This window comes from Promicromonospora sp. Populi (assembly GCF_041081105.1).
Lineage (GTDB): Bacteria > Actinomycetota > Actinomycetes > Actinomycetales > Cellulomonadaceae > Promicromonospora.
This window is the reverse complement of record NZ_CP163528.1, coordinates 459,091-479,913: the sequence shown is the minus strand read 5'-3', so window position 1 is coordinate 479,913 and position 20,823 is coordinate 459,091. Positions and strand designations below refer to the sequence as shown.

Annotated in this window: 11 protein-coding genes, 3 rRNA genes and 1 pseudogene; 2 read left to right on the top strand and 13 right to left on the bottom strand. The window is 66.4% G+C overall.

Annotated features, from left to right (window positions below):
* Positions 1 to 27: 27 nt before the first annotated feature.
* The 11 genes and pseudogenes from glcF to tyrS all read right to left on the bottom strand — a co-directional run bounded on the left by glcF (position 28) and on the right by tyrS (position 16,664).
* A complete protein-coding gene (gene glcF, locus AB1046_RS02060; protein ID WP_369372123.1) occupies positions 28 to 1,347 on the bottom strand; it encodes a glycolate oxidase subunit GlcF in 1,320 nt (439 codons plus the stop codon).
* A complete protein-coding gene (locus AB1046_RS02055) occupies positions 1,347 to 2,651 on the bottom strand; it encodes an FAD-binding oxidoreductase (protein WP_369372122.1) in 1,305 nt (434 codons plus the stop codon). The genes glcF and AB1046_RS02055 overlap by 1 nt, the downstream gene beginning before the upstream one ends.
* Positions 2,651 to 4,126, bottom strand: coding sequence for an FAD-linked oxidase C-terminal domain-containing protein (locus AB1046_RS02050; protein ID WP_369372121.1), 1,476 nt, complete (start codon positions 4,124 to 4,126; stop codon positions 2,651 to 2,653). The genes AB1046_RS02055 and AB1046_RS02050 overlap by 1 nt, the downstream gene beginning before the upstream one ends.
* A gap of 99 nt (positions 4,127 to 4,225) precedes the next feature.
* A complete protein-coding gene (gene aceB, locus AB1046_RS02045; RefSeq protein ID WP_369372120.1) occupies positions 4,226 to 5,812 on the bottom strand; it encodes a malate synthase A in 1,587 nt (528 codons plus the stop codon).
* 117 nt (positions 5,813 to 5,929) lie between these two features.
* Positions 5,930 to 6,660: pseudogene (locus AB1046_RS02040) on the bottom strand (IclR family transcriptional regulator).
* Between the two features lie 210 nt (positions 6,661 to 6,870).
* A 5S ribosomal RNA gene (rrf, locus tag AB1046_RS02035) occupies positions 6,871 to 6,987 on the bottom strand.
* Between the two features lie 151 nt (positions 6,988 to 7,138).
* Positions 7,139 to 10,259 (bottom strand): 23S ribosomal RNA (locus AB1046_RS02030).
* Between the two features lie 563 nt (positions 10,260 to 10,822).
* Positions 10,823 to 12,344, bottom strand: a 16S ribosomal RNA gene (locus tag AB1046_RS02025).
* The 16S, 23S and 5S rRNA genes sit together here, the layout of an rRNA operon.
* A 762-nt stretch (positions 12,345 to 13,106) precedes the next feature.
* Positions 13,107 to 14,930: a glutamine--fructose-6-phosphate transaminase (isomerizing) gene (gene glmS, locus AB1046_RS02020; RefSeq protein ID WP_369372119.1), complete on the bottom strand. Its 1,824-nt coding sequence runs from the start codon at positions 14,928 to 14,930 to the stop codon at positions 13,107 to 13,109.
* A 59-nt stretch (positions 14,931 to 14,989) separates the two neighbouring features.
* Positions 14,990 to 15,253 carry a hypothetical protein gene (locus tag AB1046_RS02015; protein WP_369372118.1) on the bottom strand — a complete coding sequence of 88 codons (264 nt, stop codon included), beginning with the start codon at positions 15,251 to 15,253 and terminating at the stop codon, positions 14,990 to 14,992.
* A gap of 151 nt (positions 15,254 to 15,404) precedes the next feature.
* Entirely contained in the window at positions 15,405 to 16,664 is a 1,260-nt protein-coding gene (gene tyrS, locus AB1046_RS02010) for a tyrosine--tRNA ligase (protein WP_369372117.1), read from the bottom strand.
* Between the two features lie 190 nt (positions 16,665 to 16,854).
* Here tyrS and AB1046_RS02005 point away from each other — a divergent pair, with 190 nt between their 5' ends.
* On the top strand, positions 16,855 to 18,183 hold the full coding sequence (locus tag AB1046_RS02005; protein ID WP_369372116.1) for an MFS transporter: 1,329 nt from the start codon (positions 16,855 to 16,857) through the stop codon (positions 18,181 to 18,183).
* Between the two features lie 475 nt (positions 18,184 to 18,658).
* The gene (locus AB1046_RS02000; RefSeq protein ID WP_369372115.1) at positions 18,659 to 18,877 is read left to right on the top strand and encodes a hypothetical protein; all 219 of its coding nucleotides are present in this window, start codon (positions 18,659 to 18,661) and stop codon (positions 18,875 to 18,877) included.
* A gap of 152 nt (positions 18,878 to 19,029) precedes the next feature.
* On the opposite strand, the gene AB1046_RS01995 is transcribed toward AB1046_RS02000, so the two are convergent.
* Both AB1046_RS01995 and AB1046_RS01990 read right to left on the bottom strand, forming a co-directional pair.
* Complete coding sequence (locus tag AB1046_RS01995) at positions 19,030 to 20,427, bottom strand: permease prefix domain 1-containing protein (RefSeq protein ID WP_369372114.1); 1,398 nt, start codon at positions 20,425 to 20,427, stop codon at positions 19,030 to 19,032.
* The gene (locus AB1046_RS01990) at positions 20,427 to 20,789 is read right to left on the bottom strand and encodes a PadR family transcriptional regulator (RefSeq protein WP_369372113.1); all 363 of its coding nucleotides are present in this window, start codon (positions 20,787 to 20,789) and stop codon (positions 20,427 to 20,429) included. Before AB1046_RS01990 ends, AB1046_RS01995 begins: the two co-directional genes overlap by 1 nt.
* Positions 20,790 to 20,823: the final 34 nt, after the last annotated feature.

The window sequence follows — 20,823 nt, the reverse complement described above, 5'->3', positions numbered from 1 at the left end:
TCCAGTTCGTCAGGCCGAGCCCAGCAACTAGCCCAGCAGCTCCCCCGGCCCAGCACCACGCAACGACGCATCCAGAACGAGCACCATATGCGCCGTCGGCATCTCGCGCCCCTGCCTCCGCAACGCATCCGTAATTTGCAGCAGGCACCCCGGGTTGGACGTCACGAGCAGCGAAGCCCCGGTAGCCGCCACGTTCACGGCCTTCCGGTCCCCCAGCTCCCGCGCGGGCTCCGGGTTGGTCAGGTTGTAGATGCCGGCCGACCCGCAGCACATGTCGCCGTCGGCGATCTCCTTGACCACCAGCCCCGGGATGGTCGCGAGCACAGCGCGCGGCTGCGCCTTCACACCCTGCGCGTGCCGCAGGTGGCAGGCGTCGTGGTAGGCGACCGTCATCGGCAGCGGATGCCGCGGCGCCACTGGCTCGAGCTCCGCCAGCACCTCCGAGATGTCGCGGGTCTTCGCTGCAAAGGCAGCCGCCCGCTCCGCGTAGTCAGGGTCGTCGGCCAGCAGGTCCGCGTAGTCCTTCATCGTGGACCCGCACCCGGCCGAGTTGGCCACGATCAGCTCCACACCGGCGTCGGCGAACGTGTCGATGAGCGCCCGCGCGTAGTCGAGCCCCTCGGCCTCGCGCCCCGCATGCACGGACAGCGCACCGCAGCACCCCTGATCGGGCGGTACGACGACGTCACAGCCCTCCGCAGCCAGCACCCGCGCCGTCGCCGCGTTGACCCCCGGGTAGAACTCCCGCTGCACGCAGCCCAGCAGCAGCCCAACCGTCATCCGCTTTGCACCGACGGCCGGCACGAGCGCCGGCACCGGGATGCGCGGACCCACGGGCGGCGCGATGGCCTCCATCGTCGCCAGGGTCGGCGAGAGCCGGGCCAGCACGGGCCGGACCAGCCGGGACAGCCCGCTGCGCTGGTACAGCGCGAGCATCGGCAGCACGCGCCGCAGCCGCTCGGGCCGCGGGAACAGCGCGAAGATCGCCGACCGCAGCAGCCGCTGCCCGCGCGTGCGGTGCTCGGCGCCGCGCCGCTCGACCTGCTGCCGGGTCGCCTCGACCAGCTTGTCGTACTGCACGCCCGACGGGCATGCCGTCACGCACGCCATGCACCCGAGGCACGCGTCGACGTGCTGGACCAGCGCCGGCGACATGGGCTCGCCCTCGAGCCCCTCCTTCATCAGGTAGATCCGCCCGCGCGGCGAGTCCATCTCCTCGCCCCACAGCGAGTACGTGGGGCAGGCCGGCAGGCAGAACCCGCAGTGCACGCAGTCGTCGATCAGCTCGCGGGCGGGCGGATGATGCTCGTCGAACGCACCGAGCACGTCCGGCTTCGCCTCGGTCATCAGATGCCTCCCACAAATCGGCCGGGCGCGAGATTACGCCCGGGATCGAGCTGTCGCTTGACCGCGCGCATCAGGTCGAGCCCGCCCACCGACCCCCATGCGTCCAGCACGGCACGCACGTCGCGCGACGCGCGCAGCACGGTCACGGTCCCGTCCCGCGGGCTGGGCGCGGCTCCCCGCAGATGCCCGACGGCGGACGCGGTCGCCTCGGGTGTACCCGTCACCACTAGGTGCAGCACTCCGGCGGCGGTACCTCGCAACGCCACGCCGACGCCGTACCGCTGCTCGGCGTCGCGCGCGGCAACCAGCAGGTCGGCCACCCCGGTAAGCGTGGCGGTCGCCTTGGCAAGGGTCCCTACCGGTCCGACGGCGTCGCCCGCTCCGGACGAACCGCCCGAACCCCCGGAGCCAGCAGGGTCCCCCGGCAGCGCCCCCCACCACTCGGGCGCCTCGGCCTGGACCCGCCCGCCCAGCACCTCGGCCGCCGCGGCAGCCCGCTGCCCGACGGCGCTCCCCGTGCCCTCCAGCAGCACGGCCACCTCGGCGTCATCACTCCCGGAGGGCCGGTCGATCTCGACCGCTGCGGGCGCCAGCTGCGAGGCGACCACGTCGCGGGCCCGCGCGGCGACGTCGGCCAGCGGACCCGTCGCGACGACGAACGCCCGGTCCGGCCGGGCCGGGTGCAGCCGGAACGCGGCCCGCACCACGATCCCGAGAGTGCCGTAAGCGCCGGTCAGCAGCTTGGCCAGGTCGTAGCCGGCTACGTTCTTGACCACCTTGCCGCCCGACGAGGCGATGGTGCCGTCCGCGAGCACCACCGTGGCGCCGAGCACCAGGTCCCGGATCCCGCCGCGCTGCAGGCGCCGCGGACCGGACGCGCCCGTAGACAGCGCGCCGCCCACGGTGGAGCCGCCCGCCAGCCGCTCCGGCGGCAGGTCCACCACCAGCTCCTGCGCGGCGGCCCGCACGGTCCCCGACAGGGCGGCGACCGGCAGCCCGGCCTCAGCCACGACCACGAGGTCGCCCGCGCTGTGCTCCACGAGCCGGTCCAGGCCGGTGGTGTCCAGGATGAGGTCGACCCGCTCGGGCGGCGCACCCCAGTCGAGGGCCGTCCCGGCCCCGCGCGCCACGGTCACCAGTCCCTGGGCGGTTGCCTCGCGCAGCACGGCGCCCACCCCGTCCACCGACGCCGGCCGCGCGACCGCCGTCGCGCGCACCCCGTCCACGACGTCCCGAGGGCCGGCCTCCCAGACCTCGCCGTCGTCCTCCTTGAGTGCGTCCGCGAGCCGCTGCAGGTCCGCCATCAGAAGATCTCCGCCACACCGGACTCCGCCAGTGGGTGCGCGCCCTTGTGTCTGCCGGGCTGTTCCCCGCACAGGCGGGGCGTGGGGAACACCTTGCCCGGGTTGGCGATGCCGTCCGGGTCGAACGCGCAGCGCACGGCCTGCATGGTGTCGAGGTCGTCGGCGGTGAACATGCGCGGCATGTGGTTGGCCTTGTCGGCGCCGACCCCGTGCTCGCCCGTGATGGAGCCGCCGTGCTCCAGGCACAGGTCGAGGATCCCGCCCGCCACGGCCTCGGCGCGTTCGACGGCGCCCTCGACCGCGCCGTCGAACAACACCAGCGGGTGCAGGTTGCCGTCGCCGGCGTGGAACACGTTCGCGACCCGCAAGCCCGCGCTCTCACCGAGCTCGGCGATCTGCCGCAGCACCAGCGGCAGCGCCGTCCGCGGGATCACGCCGTCCTGCACTATGTAGTCCGGGCTGATCCGGCCCACCGCCGCGAACGCGGACTTGCGGCCCTTCCAGATCAGGGCGCGCTCTTCGTCGTCGGCCGCCACCCGCACCTCGAACGCTCCTGCGGCCTCGCACAGCCGCACCACGTCGTCGAACTCCCCCGCGACGTCGGGCGACGGACCGTCCAGCTCGACCACGAGCACCGCGCCGGCACCGGCCGGGTAGTTGCAGTGCACGGCCGCCTCCGCGGCCTCGATCGCCAGGGCGTCCATCATCTCGATGGCGGCGGGGATCACCCCGGCGGTGATGATCGCGGAGGTGGCCGCCCCGGCGTCGTCCATGGAATGAAAGGCGGCCAGAAGCGTCCGGACCTCCTGCGGAAGGCGCGTGAGGCGCACCGTGGCCGCGGTGACGATGCCGAGCGTGCCCTCGCTGCCGACCAGCGCGCCGAGCAGGTCGTACCCGGGCGCGTCCGGCGCCTTGCCGCCGATCTCGACCTGTTCACCGCTCGGTGTCACCAGGTCGAGACCAGTGACGTGGTTGGTGGTGAACCCGTACTTGAGGCAGTGCGCGCCGCCCGAGTTCTCGGCGACGTTCCCGCCGATCGAGCACACCGACTGGCTCGACGGGTCGGGCGCGAAGTAGTACCCGTCCGGGCTGGTAGCGGCGGTGAGCTGCAGGTTGATCACCCCTGGGTCGACGACGGCGCGCTGGTCCGCGACGTCCACCTCCCGGATCGCCCGCATCTGCGACATGACCACGAGCACCCCCTCGGCATGCGGCAGCGCCCCGCCCGACAGCCCGGTGCCCGACCCGCGCGCGACGAACGGCACGGTGTGCCGCGCACAGGCTCGCACGACCGCCGCGACGTCGTCCGGCCCGCGGGCCAGGACCACCACGCCCGGAACCACCCGATAGACCGAAAGCCCGTCGCACTCATAGGTACGACGCCGCTGCCAGTCCGTGATCACCTGCTCACCCCCGAGCAGGTCGACAAGCTCACTGATCACGCTGTTCAGCGGCGTCCGGACGCTAGCGGCCATGAGGCAACCTCCTCGTTGCGTCCAGTCTCACCTTGAGTGCTGGATGTTCGCCCTCCGGGGACGTCCCTGGGGCGAACATCCAGCACTCAACGACACAGGTCAGGGCATACGTTCGTACGCGGGCAGCGTCAGGAAGTCCGCGTATTCGTCGGCCACCGCCACCTCGAGGAACGTCTGCTTCGCCTCCGCGTAGTCTGCCGCTTCGCCGGGCAGCTTGGCGATCTCCTCCTCGACGATCTGGTCGATCAGCTCGCGCGTGACCTGGCGGCCGGTGTCGGCGAGCGTCACGTCGTTGTGCAGCCACTGCCACACCTGGGACCGGGAGATCTCAGCGGTCGCGGCGTCCTCCATGAGGTTGAAGATCGCGACGGCGCCGAGCCCGCCCAGCCACGCCTTGAGGTACTGGATGCCCACCGAGATGTTGTTCCGCAGCCCGGCCTCGGTCACGTCCCCGGGCGTGGCGGCGACGTCGAGCAGCTGCGCCGCGGTGACCTGCACCTCCGAACGGGTACGGTCGATCTGGTTCGGCTTGTCACCCAGCACCGACGTGAAGACCTCCTTGCAGAGCTCGACCATCCCGGGGTGCGCCACCCAGGACCCGTCGAACCCGTCGTTCGCCTCGCGGGTCTTGTCGTCCCGCACCTTGGTGAACGCCGCCTCGTTGACCGCCTCGTCCCGGCTCGGGATGAACGCGGCCATGCCGCCGATCGCGTGCGCGCCGCGGGTGTGGCAGGTCTTGACCAGCAGCTCGGTGTAGGCGCGCATGAATGGCACGGTCATGGTGACGGCGTTGCGGTCGGGCAGCATGAACTCGGTGCCGCGCGTCCGGAACGACTTGATCACCGAGAACATGAAGTCCCAGCGGCCGGCGTTCAGGCCTGAGCTGTGGTCCCGCAGCTCGTAGAGGATCTCCTCCATCTCGAACGCCGCGGGGTAGGTCTCGATCAGGACGGTGGCGCGGATGGTGCCCTGCGGGATCCCGAGCAGGTCCTGGGCCAGCACGAACGCGTCGTTCCAGAGCCGCGCCTCGAGGTGCGACTCCATCTTGGGCAGGTAGAAGTAAGGCCCCTGCCCCTTCTCGATCTGCCGCAGACCGGCGGTGGCCAGGTAGAGCGCAAAGTCCACCAGGCTGCCCGACACCGCGCGGCCGTCCACCAGGATGTGCTTCTCCGGCAGGTGCCAGCCGCGGGGGCGCACGATGATCGTCGCCAGCTCCTCGTCCGGCTTCAGGGCGTACTGCTTACCGTTCTCACCCGTGAAGTCGATGGTGCGGTTGATCGCGTCGAGCAGGTTGATCTGCCCGCCGACGACGGCGCTCCACTGCGGGGTGTTCGCGTCCTCGTGGTCCGCGAGCCACGCCTTCGCGCCCGAGTTCAGGGCGTTGATCGTCATCTTCCGGTCCGTGGGGCCGGTGATCTCGCAGCGCCGGTCCACGATGCCGGGCGCCGGCGGGGCGACACGCCAGGTCGGGTCGTCGCGGATGTGCTTGGTCTCGGGCAGGAAGTCGAGCGTGCCGCCCACCGCGAGGTCCGCGACCCTGCGCCGTCGCGCGTCGAGGAGCTCGAGCCGGCGGTCGTCCAGAGCCCGGTGGAGAGCGACGATCAGCTCTAGCGCCTGCGGGGTGAGCACCTCCTCCGCGCGCGCCGCGATGTCACCGTTGATAGTGAGGCCGTCTGGAGTGTCCACGTGTCTTCCCTCGGTTGAGCTGGTCTAGATCCCGTTCGCTCATATTCCACGATACGGAAACCAAATACTTCCTAGTGGAAACACTATGTGCCCGACGTCGCCGGGTCAACGCGGCCCTCAGGTCCCGGACAGCTCCGCCGCGACCGCGCGGGCCACCTCGTGGAGCACCGGCACGGCTCGGTCACCGAACTCGAACGAGACCCGCGCGGCCGGACCCGAGACGGACAAGGCGGTCGGCACGGGAGCCCCCGGCACTGCGACGGCGAAGCACCGCACCCCGATCTCCTGCTCGCCGTCGTCCACGGCATAGCCGCGCTCGCGAATCTCGCTCAGGGCTGCCAGCAGGGCGTCGACGTCGGTGAGGGTCCTATCGGTTGCGGGCGCGAGGCCCGCGCGCGTCACGATGTCACGCACCGCCGCGTCGGGAAGCTCTCCCAGGAGCGCCTTGCCCACACCCGTGCTGTGCAGGTGCACGCGCCGCCCCACCTCGGTAAACATCCGCATGGAGTGCGACGACGACGCCTGCGCCACGTACACCGCCATCTCTCCGTCGAGCATGGCAAGGTTCGCCGTCTCGCCCAGCTCGCGCGCGAGCCGTGTCAGGTGCCGGCGGCGCCGGCCCCGAGGTGGCGGCCGGCCGCCTCACCCAGGCGGATCATCCGCGCACCCAACGCGTAACGTCGCGAGGGAAGGCGCCTCGCGTAGCCGCGGGCGACAAGAGTGCGCATCAGCCGGTGAATGGTCGGCAGCGGCAGCCCGGACTGTTCCGAGAGCTCACTCAGGCCGGCATCACCGCCGACGTCGGCCAGAATCTCGAGCAGGTCGAGCGCACGCTCGACCGATTGCACGCCAGGCTCTGCCACGTCACCCTCCCCGTCGGAACGCCGGACCTACCGACCGACGGAAGCAGCATTCCACAAGGCGGAAGCACGGGGCACCCGAAGCGGCCGGCGAGGGGACCGACTCAGGGTAGAAATGCCGTAAGGGGGTGGGAGTCTCTTCTCGAGCGATCACACGATCGCAAGAGAAGAGCCTCCCACCCCCTTACGGGAATGGTTGTCCGGCGGCGTCCTACTCTCCCACCCCGTCTCCAAGGCAGTACCATCGGCGCTGTAGGGCTAAGCTTCCGGGTTCGGAATGGGACCGGGCGTTTCCCCTACGCTAAGACCACCGTAACGCTATCGAGAACAAGGCAACCCCTTTTTGCCCTCACCAGGCGCCCCTTCGAGAAGGGGGTTGTGGCGGGGTGGGGGTGGTGCCCGTGACTCGGGAACCGCATAGTGGACGCGTCGCAAAACATTTGATGATTATTACCCGTGTTGGGTGGTGTTGAAGTTGTTGGCAGTTAGTACCGGTCAGCTCCACAGGTCTTTAGTCCCTGCTTCCACATCCGGCCTATCAACCCAGTGGTCTGCTGGGTGCCTCTCACACCACAAGGGTGTATGGAAACCTCATCTCGAAGCAGGCTTCCCGCTTAGATGCTTTCAGCGGTTATCCCTTCCGAACGTAGCCAACCAGCCATGCTCCTGGCGGAACAACTGGCACACCAGAGGTTCGTCCGTCCCGGTCCTCTCGTACTAGGGACAGCCCTTCTCAAGTTTCCTGCGCGCGCAGCGGATAGGGACCGAACTGTCTCACGACGTTCTAAACCCAGCTCGCGTACCGCTTTAATGGGCGAACAGCCCAACCCTTGGGACCTACTCCAGCCCCAGGATGCGACGAGCCGACATCGAGGTGCCAAACCATGCCGTCGATATGGACTCTTGGGCAAGATCAGCCTGTTATCCCCGGGGTACCTTTTATCCGTTGAGCGACGGCGCTTCCACAAGCCACCGCCGGATCACTAGTTCCGACTTTCGTCCCTGCTCGACCTGTCGGTCTCACAGTCAAGCTCCCTTGTGCACTTGCACTCGATACCTGATTACCAACCAGGCTGAGGGAACCTTTGAGCGCCTCCGTTACATTTTAGGAGGCAACCGCCCCAGTTAAACTACCCACCAGGCACTGTCCCTGAACCAGATCATGGTCCGAGGTTAGACATCCGAAGCGATCAGAGTGGTATTTCAACAATGACTCCACCCGAGCTGGCGCCCGGACTTCACAGTCTCCCACCTATCCTACACAAACCGCACCGAACACCAATACCAAGCTATAGTAAAGGTCCCGGGGTCTTTCCGTCCTGCTGCGCGTAACGAGCATCTTTACTCGTAGTGCAATTTCGCCGAGTTCGCGGTTGAGACAGCGGAGAAGTCGTTACGCCATTCGTGCAGGTCGGAACTTACCCGACAAGGAATTTCGCTACCTTAGGATGGTTATAGTTACCACCGCCGTTTACTGGGGCTTAAATTCTGAGCTTCGCCCAAGGGCTGACTCGTCCTCTTAACCTTCCAGCACCGGGCAGGCGTCAGTCCGTATACATCGTCTTGCGACTTCGCACGGACCTGTGTTTTTAGTAAACAGTCGCTTCTCCCTGGTCTCTGCGGCCCTCCCCGCGTCCCCCAGCAAGTGGGTTAACAGTTCAGGCCCCCCTTCTCCCGAAGTTACGGGGGCATTTTGCCGAGTTCCTTAACCACGATTCACTCGATCGCCTTAGTATTCTCTACCTGACCACCTGAGTCGGTTTAGGGTACGGGCGGCTAGTCCCTCGCGTCGAGGCTTTTCTAGGCAGCATAGGATCACCAGATTCCCACCAAAGTGGTCTCTATCAGCTCTCACCCTATGTGTTCCACGGATTTACCTATGGAACGGGCTACGACCTTGGACATGGACAACCATCGCCACGCCTGGCTACCTTCCTGCGTCACCCCTGTTAACACGCTTACCTACTACCGGATCAGGTCCCACGCCTTACTCACGATGTCACCCGAAGGTGACGGTGTGAGGTTGGGGTGGTTAGTATCACCGGGCTCGGTATGGGCGGTACTTCGCCGGTAGGAGAATATCAACTCCTTGTCCATCGACTACGCCTGTCGGCCTCGCCTTAGGTCCCGACTTACCCAGGGCGGATGAACCTGGCCCTGGAACCCTTGGTCATTCGGCGGACGGGATTCACACCCGTCATTCGCTACTCATGCCTGCATTCTCACTCGTGTAGGCTCCACCGCTAGGTCACCCTGCGACTTCACTGCCCACACGACGCTCCCCTACCCACCCACACACCTGAACACACACCACAAGGATGCATGCTGGGCTAACGTATGAGTGCCACGGCTTCGGCGGTGTGCTTGAGCCCCGCTACATTGTCGGCGCGGAATCACTTGACCAGTGAGCTATTACGCACTCTTTCAAGGGTGGCTGCTTCTAAGCCAACCTCCTGGTTGTCTGTGCAACTCCACATCCTTTCCCACTGAGCACACGCTTAGGGGCCTTAGCCGGTGATCTGGGCTGTTTCCCTCTCGACCACGGAGCTTATCCCCCGCAGTCTCACTGCCGCGCTTGCACTTACCGGCATTCGGAGTTTGGCTGACGTCAGTAACCTGGTGAGGCCCATTAGCCATCCAGTAGCTCTACCTCCGGCAAGAAACACGCGACGCTGCACCTAAATGCATTTCGGGGAGAACCAGCTATCACGAAGTTTGATTGGCCTTTCACCCCTAACCACAGGTCATCCCCCAGGTTTTCAACCCTGGTGGGTTCGGTCCTCCACGCCGTCTTACCGGCGCTTCAACCTGCCCATGGCTAGATCACTTCGCTTCGGGTCTAGACCCGGCGACTATGGACGCCCTATTCGGACTCGCTTTCGCTACGGATACCCCACACGGGTTAACCTCGCCACCGAGCACTAACTCGCAGGCTCATTCTTCAAAAGGCACGCCGTCACCCCTGCTAAGAAGGCTCCGACGGATTGTAGGCACACGGTTTCAGGTACTATTTCACTCCCCTCCCGGGGTACTTTTCACCTTTCCCTCACGGTACTTGTCCGCTATCGGTCACTAGGTAGTATTTAGGCTTAGCAAGTGGTCTTGCCAGATTCACACGAGATTTCACGGGCCCCGTGCTACTTGGGATCCCCTCCACCAGGCCGCACCATTTCGTCTACGGGACTCCCACCCACTACGGTCCGGTATTCAACCCGGTTCGACTATGACACGACTTTCTTACTGGCTGAAGAACTGTCAGATTCTCCCAGAAGGTCCCACAACCCCGCACACGCAACGCCTGACAGCTTGACACGCATACGGTTTGGCCTCATCCGCTTTCGCTCGCCACTACTCACGGAATATCTCTTCCTGTCGGTACTGAGATGTTTCACTTCCCGACGTTCCCTCCACACACCCTATACATTCAGGCGCGGGTAACCGAACATGACTTCGGCTGGGTTCCCCCATTCGGAGACCCTCGGATCACAGCTCGTCTGCCAACTCCCCGAGGATTATCGCAGGCTACAACGTCCTTCTTCGGCTCCTAGTGCCAAGGCATCCACCAATGTGCCCTAAAAAACTTCAACAAACCAACAATCACAGAAACCAAGAAACAAACCATGACAACAACCACAAACCCACCCAGGAAACCTGGGAGATCCATGGTCACACATCACGGTCGCAGTCTTGGAAAAAATCAAAGATGCTCGCGTCCACTATGCAGTTCTCAAGCAACGGACGAACCCACCAAGCAACCCGCACACACCAACACCGGCAAGCCGGCTGATCTGCGTACGACCCAGTGACCCGTACCTCAATCCAGAAACACCCACACACCCCCCACACCATCCACGAGGGACAGTCAGGGAAGCGGGCCGGTTGTCTCAGGACCCAACAGTGTGCTTGGCAAGCCCTACCCGGCGACCCTGCGCGTTCCAACCCACAAGGGGCGTACTAGCGTCGAGCACCCCGGACAGGGACTCTTCGTCAATGTTCCACCCATGAGCAACCACCCCAGACGCGTACGGCCTGGGCCTGGCCTCTGCCACCAGCACCATGCCACCCAGATCCGAAGACCTGTCAGTCCGAAGACCTGGCAGCGGTTGGCGTCCCCCGGTGTCCGGGGGCCTGATGGAGATGAGCTCCTTAGAAAGGAGGTGATCCAGCCGCACCTTCCGGTACGGCTACCTTGTTACGACTTAGTCCCAATCGCCAGTCCCACCTTCGACCACTCCCTCCCTTGCGGGTTGGGCCGTGAGCTTCGGGTGTTACCAACTTTCGTGACTTGACGGGCGGTGTGTACAAGGCCCGGGAACGTATTCACCGCAGCGTTGCTGATCTGCGATTACTAGCGACTCCGACTTCACGGGGTCGAGTTGCAGACCCCGATCCGAACTGAGACCGGCTTTTTGGGATTCGCTCCACCTCACGGTATCGCAGCCCTCTGTACCGGCCATTGTAGCATGCGTGAAGCCCAAGACATAAGGGGCATGATGATTTGACGTCATCCCCACCTTCCTCCGAGTTGACCCCGGCAGTCTCCCATGAGTCCCCGGCATAACCCGCTGGCAACATAGGATAAGGGTTGCGCTCGTTGCGGGACTTAACCCAACATCTCACGACACGAGCTGACGACAACCATGCACCACCTGTGTACGAGTGTCCAAAGAGTTCGTCATCTCTGACGCGTTCTCGTACATGTCAAGCCTTGGTAAGGTTCTTCGCGTTGCATCGAATTAATCCGCATGCTCCGCCGCTTGTGCGGGCCCCCGTCAATTCCTTTGAGTTTTAGCCTTGCGGCCGTACTCCCCAGGCGGGGCACTTAATGCGTTAGCTACGGCACAGAACGAGTGGAACCCGCCCCACACCTAGTGCCCAACGTTTACGGCATGGACTACCAGGGTATCTAATCCTGTTCGCTCCCCATGCTTTCGCTCCTCAGCGTCAGTAACTGCCCAGAGACCTGCCTTCGCCATCGGTGTTCCTCCTGATATCTGCGCATTCCACCGCTACACCAGGAATTCCAGTCTCCCCTACAGCACTCTAGTCTGCCCGTACCCGATGCAAGCCCACAGTTGAGCCATGGGATTTCACACCAGACGCGACAGACCGCCTACGAGCTCTTTACGCCCAATAATTCCGGACAACGCTTGCGCCCTACGTATTACCGCGGCTGCTGGCACGTAGTTAGCCGGCGCTTCTTCTGCAGGTACCGTCACTCTCGCTTCTTCCCTGCTGAAAGAGGTTTACAACCCGAAGGCCGTCATCCCTCACGTGGCGTCGCTGCATCAGGCTTTCGCCCATTGTGCAATATTCCCCACTGCTGCCTCCCGTAGGAGTCTGGGCCGTGTCTCAGTCCCAGTGTGGCCGGTCGCCCTCTCAGGCCGGCTACCCGTCGACGCCTTGGTAGGCCATTACCCCACCAACAAGCTGATAGGCCGCGAGCCCATCCCCCACCGAAAAACTTTCCAACACCCACCATGCGGCAAGTGTTCATATCCGGTATTAGACCTCGTTTCCAAGGCTTATCCCGAAGTAGGGGGCAGGTTGCTCACGTGTTACTCACCCGTTCGCCACTGATCCACCCAGCAAGCTGAGCTTCACCGTTCGACTTGCATGTGTTAAGCACGCCACCAGCGTTCGTCCTGAGCCAGGATCAAACTCTCCGTAAAAGAGAAACATCCACACCCCACCCAAAGACGAGGCATGAACAATGATACCGACCAGACTAAACCTGGCTAGATTCAGTCCAACCAAACAAAACCCCTACAAGCGTCACTCCACCAACCGAAAAGTCAGCAAAGCCACACCCACACAGGGCATAAAACATTGGCATTGACTATCAAGCACACTGTTGAGTTCTCAAACAACCGACGCACACCGCCAGAGTCGCAACCATTCGATCGCTTCTCTGCCCGGGGCAGCTCCGCAAACTTACCAGGGCCATTCGGACTTTTCCAAATCCTCGCCAGCCAGTCGGCCGGGAGAATTCTTCGGTAATCCGAGTGAATTCTGGTTCCCATTTTCGCCACCGTCAGGAGAATGAACTCCGACGATCTGCAGAGGTAGGGACGCCTCCCCGTCGATCGCGGTGTGAACCGCATGATCTTCGCTCGGAGGCAACCTCTGTAACTTACCCTACCACGCTCCCCGGTGCAAGAACCCTGGTCAGGATCCTTCAACGGGGTGCCTGTCCGGCAAGCCCTCCCCAGTTCTGGAGCGCACGAGGCCACTGTCAGATCTGAGTTGGTTTCCGCCCCGGGACCGGCCAGTCACGCTTTCGCGCTCCCTGTCCGTATCTCCCTGCCGGGCGAACAACGGGAACAGTACACAGCCACTGGCGCACACGCAAAATCCGGCTGTGAACCGGCCCGCGGGCGCTCAGACACGGGGTCGCGCGCAGGTTGCCCAGGTCGCCCCCGCCAGCTCCGGCATCACTCCACGGTGACCGACTTCGCCAGGTTCCGCGGCTTGTCGACGTCGTGTCCTAGCGCGAGAGCCGCGTGGTAGGCCAGCAGCTGCAGCGGCACCGTGAGGAGCAGTGGGTCAAGCTCCCGCTCGCTGCGGGGGACGTCGATCCGCTCCACCCGCAGCTCCCCCAGGTCGACACCGGCGTGCGTCACGACCACGAGCGGTCCGCCACGGGCGTTGATCTCGTGGAGAGCGGCCACGTTGCGGTCGGTCAGCTCGTCGTCGGGCACGATCGCCACGGTGGGTACCTCAGGTGAGATGAGGGCCAGCGGCCCGTGCTTCAGCTCGGACATCTGGTAGGCCTCGGCGTGCCGGTAGCTGATCTCCTTGAACTTCTGCGCGCCCTCACGCGCTACCGGGAATCCCCGGACCCTGCCCACGAAGAACAGGCTCTCAGCTGCCGCGAGCGCCTTGGCGGCCTGCGCGATCCGCTCCTCGCCGTCGAGCACCTGCTCGATCTGTGCGGGCAGGGCCTGCAGACCGGCCACGAGCCGGCGCCCGTCGGCCACGGAGAGGTCGCGCACCCGACCGAGCTGGAGGGCGAGGAGCGCGAAGCCCACGAACATGGTGGTGAGCGCCTTGGTGGAGGCGACAGCGATCTCGGGTCCCGCGTGCAGGTAGATGCCCCCCTCGCAGGCCCGGGCGATCGCGGAGCCGACGACGTTGACCAGTCCGATGACGCGGCCACCCTTGCGCCGGATCTCCTCCACCGCCAGGAGCGTGTCGATGGTCTCGCCGGACTGGCTCACCGCCACGTACAGGGTGTCCGGCTCGATGACCGGCCCGCGGTAGCGGAATTCGCTGGCGGCCTCGGCGTCGGCGGGGATGCGGGCGAGCTCCTCGATGAGCGATGCGCCCATCTGTCCCACGTAGTACGCGGACCCGCAGCCGAGGATCTTGACCCGGCGGACGGCCCGCAGCTCGCGGGCGTCCATCTCGAGCCCGCCCAGGTGCGCCGTGGCGAAGCGTTCGTCCAGCCGCCCACGCAGTGCGCGCTCCACACTGGCCGGCTGTTCGAGCATCTCGGTGTACATGCGCGGCCGGCCGTTGATCGGGCCGTGCTCGTAGGCACTGGGGTCGACGTCGACCTCGCGGGCGGTGGTCTGGGTGCGCGTCAGGTCGCGGCGGAACGTCGTGAAGCCCGAGGCCGTGACGGTTGCCAGCTCGCCATCGGCCAGGTGCGCGACGGTGGTGGTGTGGCGTACGAGGGCCGCCAGGTCGGAGGCGACGAACATCTCCTTGTCCCCCACACCTACCAGCAGCGGGCTGCCGTTGCGGGCGACGACCATCCGGTCCGGAAAGTCGGCGTGGACCACGGCCAGCCCGTAGGTGCCCTCCACGGCGTCCAGGGCGTCGACGACCTTGCCCTCCAGCGTGTCGGCGTCGGACAGGGCGATGAGATGGGCGAACACCTCGGTGTCGGTGTCGCTGACGAGCGGGACGCCCTGGTCGGCGAGGCGCGCGCGCAGCGCTGCGGCGTTGTCGACTATGCCGTTGTGCACCACCGCTACGTCGCCGCTCGTGTCGGTGTGCGGGTGGGCATTCGCGTCGGTAGCGGGGCCGTGCGTGGCCCACCGAGTGTGGCCGATGCCGACGTGACCGGTCATCCGCTTGGGCAGGACCTCCGCGAGGTCACGCACCCGTCCGGCCCGCTTGGTCACCCGCATCCGGGAGCCGACGACGGCGACACCTGCCGAGTCGTACCCCCGGTGCTCCAGCCGGCCCAGCGCCTCCACGAGCAAGGGGGCGGCGTTCTGGCCGCCGACGTAACCGACGATTCCGCACATGGTGTCGCTCCTTCGAGAGTTTCTTCGAGATGTTGCTGCGTTCGGACGCCGGCGCTGGCTCAGCCGTAGATCATGCGGCGCAGCTGCCGCTCGCTGAGCCGCGGCGCGGCGACGACCCGGTGCTCCAGCTCGGCGGCGATACGCGCGAAGATCTCCGGGTTCTTCGCCCCGTGGGTCTTCAGCTCGGCGTGCCGACGTCGCACGACCTCCTCCACCGGAGTGTCGAGGTATGCCACGACGTCACCGATGACGCGCGCCGCCTCGGCGGGTGTGAGCCCGGTGGTCGCCGCTACGTGGGCGACGAGGTCGGCTGGCGTCGTCATGCCGGAGAGACTGACTCATGTGCGGCGCGAGGAGCAACTTTTTGCCCGGATTCGGGCAAGATCTCGCACAAAGGGCTCAGAAGGCGACGCAAGGGCGGGTCGGGCTCCATCCAGGAGCCCGACCCGCCCTCGTACCACCTTGCGGCTGGAGCTACTCCGCCGCCGCGACCGCCAGCGTCTTCTTGCCGCGGCGCAGCACCGCGAACCTGCCGTGCAGCAGGTCCTCGGTCGTCAGAGCCTGGTCCTCGGCCGTGACCTTGACGTTGTTCACGTAGGCGCCGCCTTCCTTGAGCGCGCGGCGTGCCTCGCCCTTGGACGCGACGATCCCCGAGCCGGCGAACAGGTCGACGATCAGGTCCCCGGCCTTGGCCGTGACCCGCGGCAGCTCACCGACGGCACCCGCCAGGGTCCTCTCGTCCAGGCCGACAAGCTCGCCCCGGCCGAAGAGCGCCTGGCTGGCCTCGATCACGGCCTCCGTCGCGGCGGCGCCGTGGACGAGGGTCGTGACGTCGCCCGCGAGCGCCTTCTGGGCTTCACGTGCGAAGGGCCGTTCGGCGACCTCGCGTTCGAGCTCCGCGATCTCGTCGCGCGAGCGGAACGTGAACACCTTGAGGTAGTTCACGACGTCGGCGTCGGCCTGGTTGAGCCAGAACTGGTAGAAGGCGTACGGACTGGTCATCTCCGGGTCGAGCCAGATGGAACCGCCCTCGGACTTGCCGAACTTGGTGCCGTCCGCCTTGGTGATCAGCGGTGTAGTGAGGGCGTGGGCCTGCACGCCCTCGGCCTTGCGGATCAGCTCGACGCCGGCCAGCAGGTTGCCCCACTGGTCGTTACCGCCGAGCTGCAGGGTGACACCGTGCAGCCGGTACAGCTCGCGGTAGTCCATGCCCTGCAGCACCTGGTAGCTGAACTCGGTGAAGCTGATGCCCTCGTCGGAGGCGAGCCGCCGCGCCACGATGTCCTTGGACAGCATGGTGCCGAGGCGGAAGTGCTTGCCGATGTCGCGCAGGAACTCGATCGCCGTCATCGGGGCGGTCCAGTCCAGGTTGTTCACCATGCGCGCGGGGTTGTCGCCGTCGAACGACAGGTGCGGCTCGATCTGGGCGCGGATGCGCTCCACCCAGCCCGCGACGAGCTCGGGCGAGTTGAGCGTGCGCTCCCCCGAGTCGCGGGGGTCGCCGATGAGGCCCGTCGCGCCACCGACCAGGAGGTGCGCCCGGTGGCCGGCCTCCTGCAGTCGCCGGGCGGTGAGGACCTGCACCAGGTTGCCGATGTGCAGCGACGGCGCGGTGGGGTCAAAGCCCACGTAATAGCTCACGGTGCCCTCCGACAGTGCAGAACGCAGCGCGGCCTCGTCGGTGGACTGTGCCACCAGGCCCCGCCATTGCAGCTCGTCGAGGATGTGGGTCACCGTTGTTGCTCCTTAGTGAGTTTGGGGTGGGGGTCTTCGTAGTGAGTTCCCCCGGGTCATAGTCTGCCCGACGGCGGTGGTGGGCTCGCGCGGATATCCACAGATGAGTTCCGGGGCGCGTCGTCGTCGAACGTTGCATGGATACCAAAAAGGCTCTGCGTACCGCCGCCTCGTCGGGGAGGATCGAGTCATGAGCGACGTCGACACAGCCCACTGGAAGCGCAACGTCGGGCTGTTCCTGGCCGGCCAGACGATCTCCCTGTTCGGGTCCATGGTGGTGATGTACGCGGTCATGTGGCACCTGACGATCGAGACACGGTCCGGCTCGGTGCTGATGCTGAGCATCGTGTTCGGCATGCTGCCGCAGGCGTTCGTGTCGATCTTCGGCGGGGTGTGGGCCGACCGGCACCACCGCAAGTTCCTGATCATGGGCTCGGACACCGTCATCGCCCTGGCCACGCTCGGCCTGGCGCTGCTCATGCTCAGCGGTGTCGACTCGCTCTGGGTCATCTACGCCGCACTCGCCGTGCGGTCCGTCTTCGCGGGCATCCAGACGCCTGCTGTGAGCGCGATGATCCCGCAGATCGCACCCGCGGATCAGCTGATGCGGGTCAACGGGATGTTCCAGACCATCCAGTCGGCAATGATGCTGCTCGCCCCGGCCCTGGCCGCCGTCATCTACGCGTCCTTCGACATAGTCACCGTGTTCTTCGTGGACGTGGTGACCGCTCTGCTCGGTGTGGGGATGCTCGCGCTGGTCGCGGTGCCGCGGCTCGTGCGGTCGACCGAGCCCGTCAGCTACTTCGGCGACCTCGCGGCAGGCGTGCGGTACATCGGCTCCAACGGCCCCATCAAGTGGCTGGTCTCGCTGTTCGCGCTGGTGATGTTCCTCGTCGGGGCGCCGAGCTTCCTCACCCCGCTCATGGTCACCCGCACGTTCGGCGAGGAGGTGTGGAAGCTGACCGCCAACGAGCTCTTCTGGGGAGCCGGGATGCTGCTGGGCGGCATCGTCATGGCCACCGTCGGGCCCAAGATCAAGCGCCGGGTGCGGCTCATGGTGGGCTCGGTCATCACCACGGGTGTGCTCGTCGCCGGCCTGGGCCTGTCGACGAACATGTGGGTGTTCTTCGCGCTCGGGCTGCTGATCGGCATCACCTTCGCCACCCTGAACACGCCGGCGTTCACGATCATCCAGGAGCGGGTCGAGCCCGAGATGCAGGGCCGGGTGTTCGGCTTCGTCGGGATCGTCATGTCGGTGGCCATGCCGCTGTCCATGGTCGTGTTCGGCCCGCTGGCCGACCGGTTCTCCGTGGAGTCCCTCCTGATCCTGGCCGGCGTGCTGCTGGTCGGCGTGCTGGCCGCGATCCTCGCCGTCCCCGGGGCGCGGCGGTCGCTCGCGCAGGTCGACGCGGCACCGGAGCAGGCCGCCGACGAGGCGGAGCCGAACGAGCCGGGTGGGCCTGCTGGACCGTCCGAACAGGCTGAGCCCGCCCGGACGGCCGGGGCCGACGGCCGGTAGTCCCCGGAACGCATCGCACGCCTGGCGAGCCAGGGACAGCGGCGGCCGATCAAGTGCCGGACGGCACACTCGGCCGCCGCTGTTTGCGTGCGAGGATCGATGCGTCCCATAGGGAGGCCGAGGGCCTGAGCTACGTGGAGTGGGTGCTGACGGACGGTGTCCTCGATCTCGACGAGGCGCCTCCCGAGGGGATCTTCTGGTCCCGCATCTCAGCGAGCAGCCATACCCGCGACCACGGCCTGTCCAAGGACTACTCGCGCGCCGTGCTGTCGTGGCTGGAGGCCTACGGCCGCCGCACGGTCAACGGCCGCCGCGTGCTCGAGATAGAGATGAGCAAGGTGGAGCAGCTCACCGCGCTGCGTGCCGCCGGCGTGGAGATCGTCGGCGGCGAGATGGTCTACGCCGTGCGCGGTGACACCGAACGCGGCGGGTTCCAGCTCTGCTGTTCTCGGAGCGCGAGGGCTACGACGACCCGGTGGTCGCCCAGTATCTCGAGTTCACGCGGCGGCACGGCATCGAGGTGGCGGGCATCGAGAACATCCGGACCGCAGACGGCCGGGTGCTCACCTACGGCGTGAACACCAACACGAACTACAACAGCGACGTCGAACAACGCACCGCGAAGTCGGGCCCGCGGGAGATCGTGCGCCATCTGGCGCGTGTGCTGAAGGAGACGTACCCCGAAGCACGCTGAGTGCCGGCCCGGGGCAAAAGGCGGGTCCGGGGAGAGATCACGCGAGCGGGGTGTGTTGCGCTGAGTAGACGATGTCTACGCTGCGCAACACACCCCGCTGACGTAGCCGTTCCCCGACAGGGATGCGGCGTCGGCCCCGACGGGCGGCTCGTCTACACGAAGCCGAAGATCGGGCCGAACGCGACCACGACTATCGCCGCCCACGCGGCGTAGACCGGCAGGTACTGGGTCTGCCAGCGCTCGATCGCGCCGAACGAGCGCTGGCCGCGCACAAAGCCGGTGGCGAGCCAGGCAGCCCAGACCAGGTGCACAAGAAGCACAAGGTTGAGGCCGAGCGCGGCGACCTTGTTCGCGGTGAACCCGAACTCGGCGATGCGAGTGAGCATCGCGACCAACGCCACGGCGTCGACCGCTAGCGCCGCGCCGAGCAGCACGAGCTGCATCCAGTCGAAGACTCCGGGTGGGGCCAGCGGGTCGCGGGCCGAGATGGAGTACAGGAGCAGGAACAGGACGAGCACCAGGATCGCGTCCATCAGGATCAGCAGGTCCCGGTCCACCGAGGTGAGCGGGCCGTTGACAACCAGCGCGACGAAGATGGCCAGCAGCATCACGATCGTCAAGGGCGTGAACACGCGGGTGAGCACCGGCGCGATGTTCTCGACGACGTTCTTCTTGGCCTCGACGAGCCAGGCACCGACCAGCAGCGCGCCCGGTATCGCGAACGGCAGGAGCCAGTCGCCCAGGAACGGTTCGAAGTCCACGCCGACCAGGTCGAGCGAGCCGAACGTGAGGCCGATGAGCAGGCCGCCGCCGAGCATGATCAGCACAAGGTAGATCAGTAGCTCGCCGGTGAACCGGACGAAGTCCATCCGCCGTGCGCTCGACCGCCATGCGCCGCCCGAGTACACGACCCCCAGGAGCAGCCAGAGCACCACCGGGGTGTGGCTGATGGCGAGGAACATGGTCATGCCGGGTTCGTCGAAGGGCCCCGACTCGAACGGGTAGAGGTTCACCACCAGCGCGAGCGCCGCGGTGATGGCCAGCAGGGTCGCCGCGATCCGCCACGGGACGCGGCGCTTCCACACGAAGTAGCCCGCGAGGAACGGCAGGACGGCGAAGACCCCGTTGCGCACGAGCACCAGCTCGTTGTCCCCCGCGGTGTCGAGCAGGATCTTGACCCAGATGCCGGCGGTGATCGCGAGGGCCAGGACGACGCCTAGCTCACGCCAGCGTCCGCCCTCGCCGGGCTCCTCCGGGACCAGCACGAGCTGCTTCCAGAGCCGTTCGGAGTGCTCGCGGGCGAACTCACGCGACACCTCGTCGAGGTTGCCCATGCGCTTGACCGCGACGAGGAACGCCTCGTCGTCGTCGAGCCCGCTCGCGGTCAGGTCGTTGACCTGGCCGCGGAGGTGGTCCTCCATCTCGTCGACGTCGGCCGCCGAGATCGCGCGCCGTCGCTGGACGTAGCCCCGCCACTGGTCGAACTGCTCCTCCAGCGCGGTGTGCTCGGCCGCGCGGCCGGTCCCGCCTGCGGCTGTCTGCTCGCTCATCACGCCCACCCCTCGATAACAGCCGGACCAGGCCGGACGTCCTCCCACACCTGCTTGAGCGCCTCCGACACAACAACCCACTGCTGTCGCCGCTCGGCGAGCGCCTCCCGGCCGTCGGCGGTGATCGCATAGTGCTTGCGGCGCCGTCCGACGTCGGACGTGCCCCACGTCGCACGGACGTATCCGAGCCGTTCGAGCCGGTGGAGCAAGGGGTAGAGCATTCCATCGGTCCACTGCATGCGCCCGCCGGAAAGCTCGTTGACGCGTTTGAGGATCGCGTACCCGTACGACTCGCCGTCGGCCAGGATGCCGAGGACGAGCGGTGTGGCCGACGCCGCGACCAGATCCTTGTCGATGTGCACCTGCGCTCCTATGCCTAGTACTGCTAGGGATCTG

What these genes read in the sequence shown, in the direction of transcription:
- glmS (WP_369372119.1), bottom strand. Translation starts at nt 14,930, where the DNA reads ATGTGCGGAATCGTCGGTTACGTCGGCGGCCAGAACGCCGCCCCCTTG.
- AB1046_RS02050 (WP_369372121.1), bottom strand. Translation starts at nt 4,126, where the DNA reads ATGGCCGCTAGCGTCCGGACGCCGCTGAACAGCGTGATCAGTGAGCTT.
- AB1046_RS02015 (WP_369372118.1), bottom strand. Translation starts at nt 15,253, where the DNA reads ATGACGACGCCAGCCGACCTCGTCGCCCACGTAGCGGCGACCACCGGG.
- AB1046_RS02055 (WP_369372122.1), bottom strand. Translation starts at nt 2,651, where the DNA reads ATGGCGGACCTGCAGCGGCTCGCGGACGCACTCAAGGAGGACGACGGC.
- AB1046_RS01995 (WP_369372114.1), bottom strand. Translation starts at nt 20,427, where the DNA reads ATGAGCGAGCAGACAGCCGCAGGCGGGACCGGCCGCGCGGCCGAGCAC.
- AB1046_RS02005 (WP_369372116.1), top strand. Translation starts at nt 16,855, where the DNA reads ATGAGCGACGTCGACACAGCCCACTGGAAGCGCAACGTCGGGCTGTTC.
- glcF (WP_369372123.1), bottom strand. Translation starts at nt 1,347, where the DNA reads ATGACCGAGGCGAAGCCGGACGTGCTCGGTGCGTTCGACGAGCATCAT.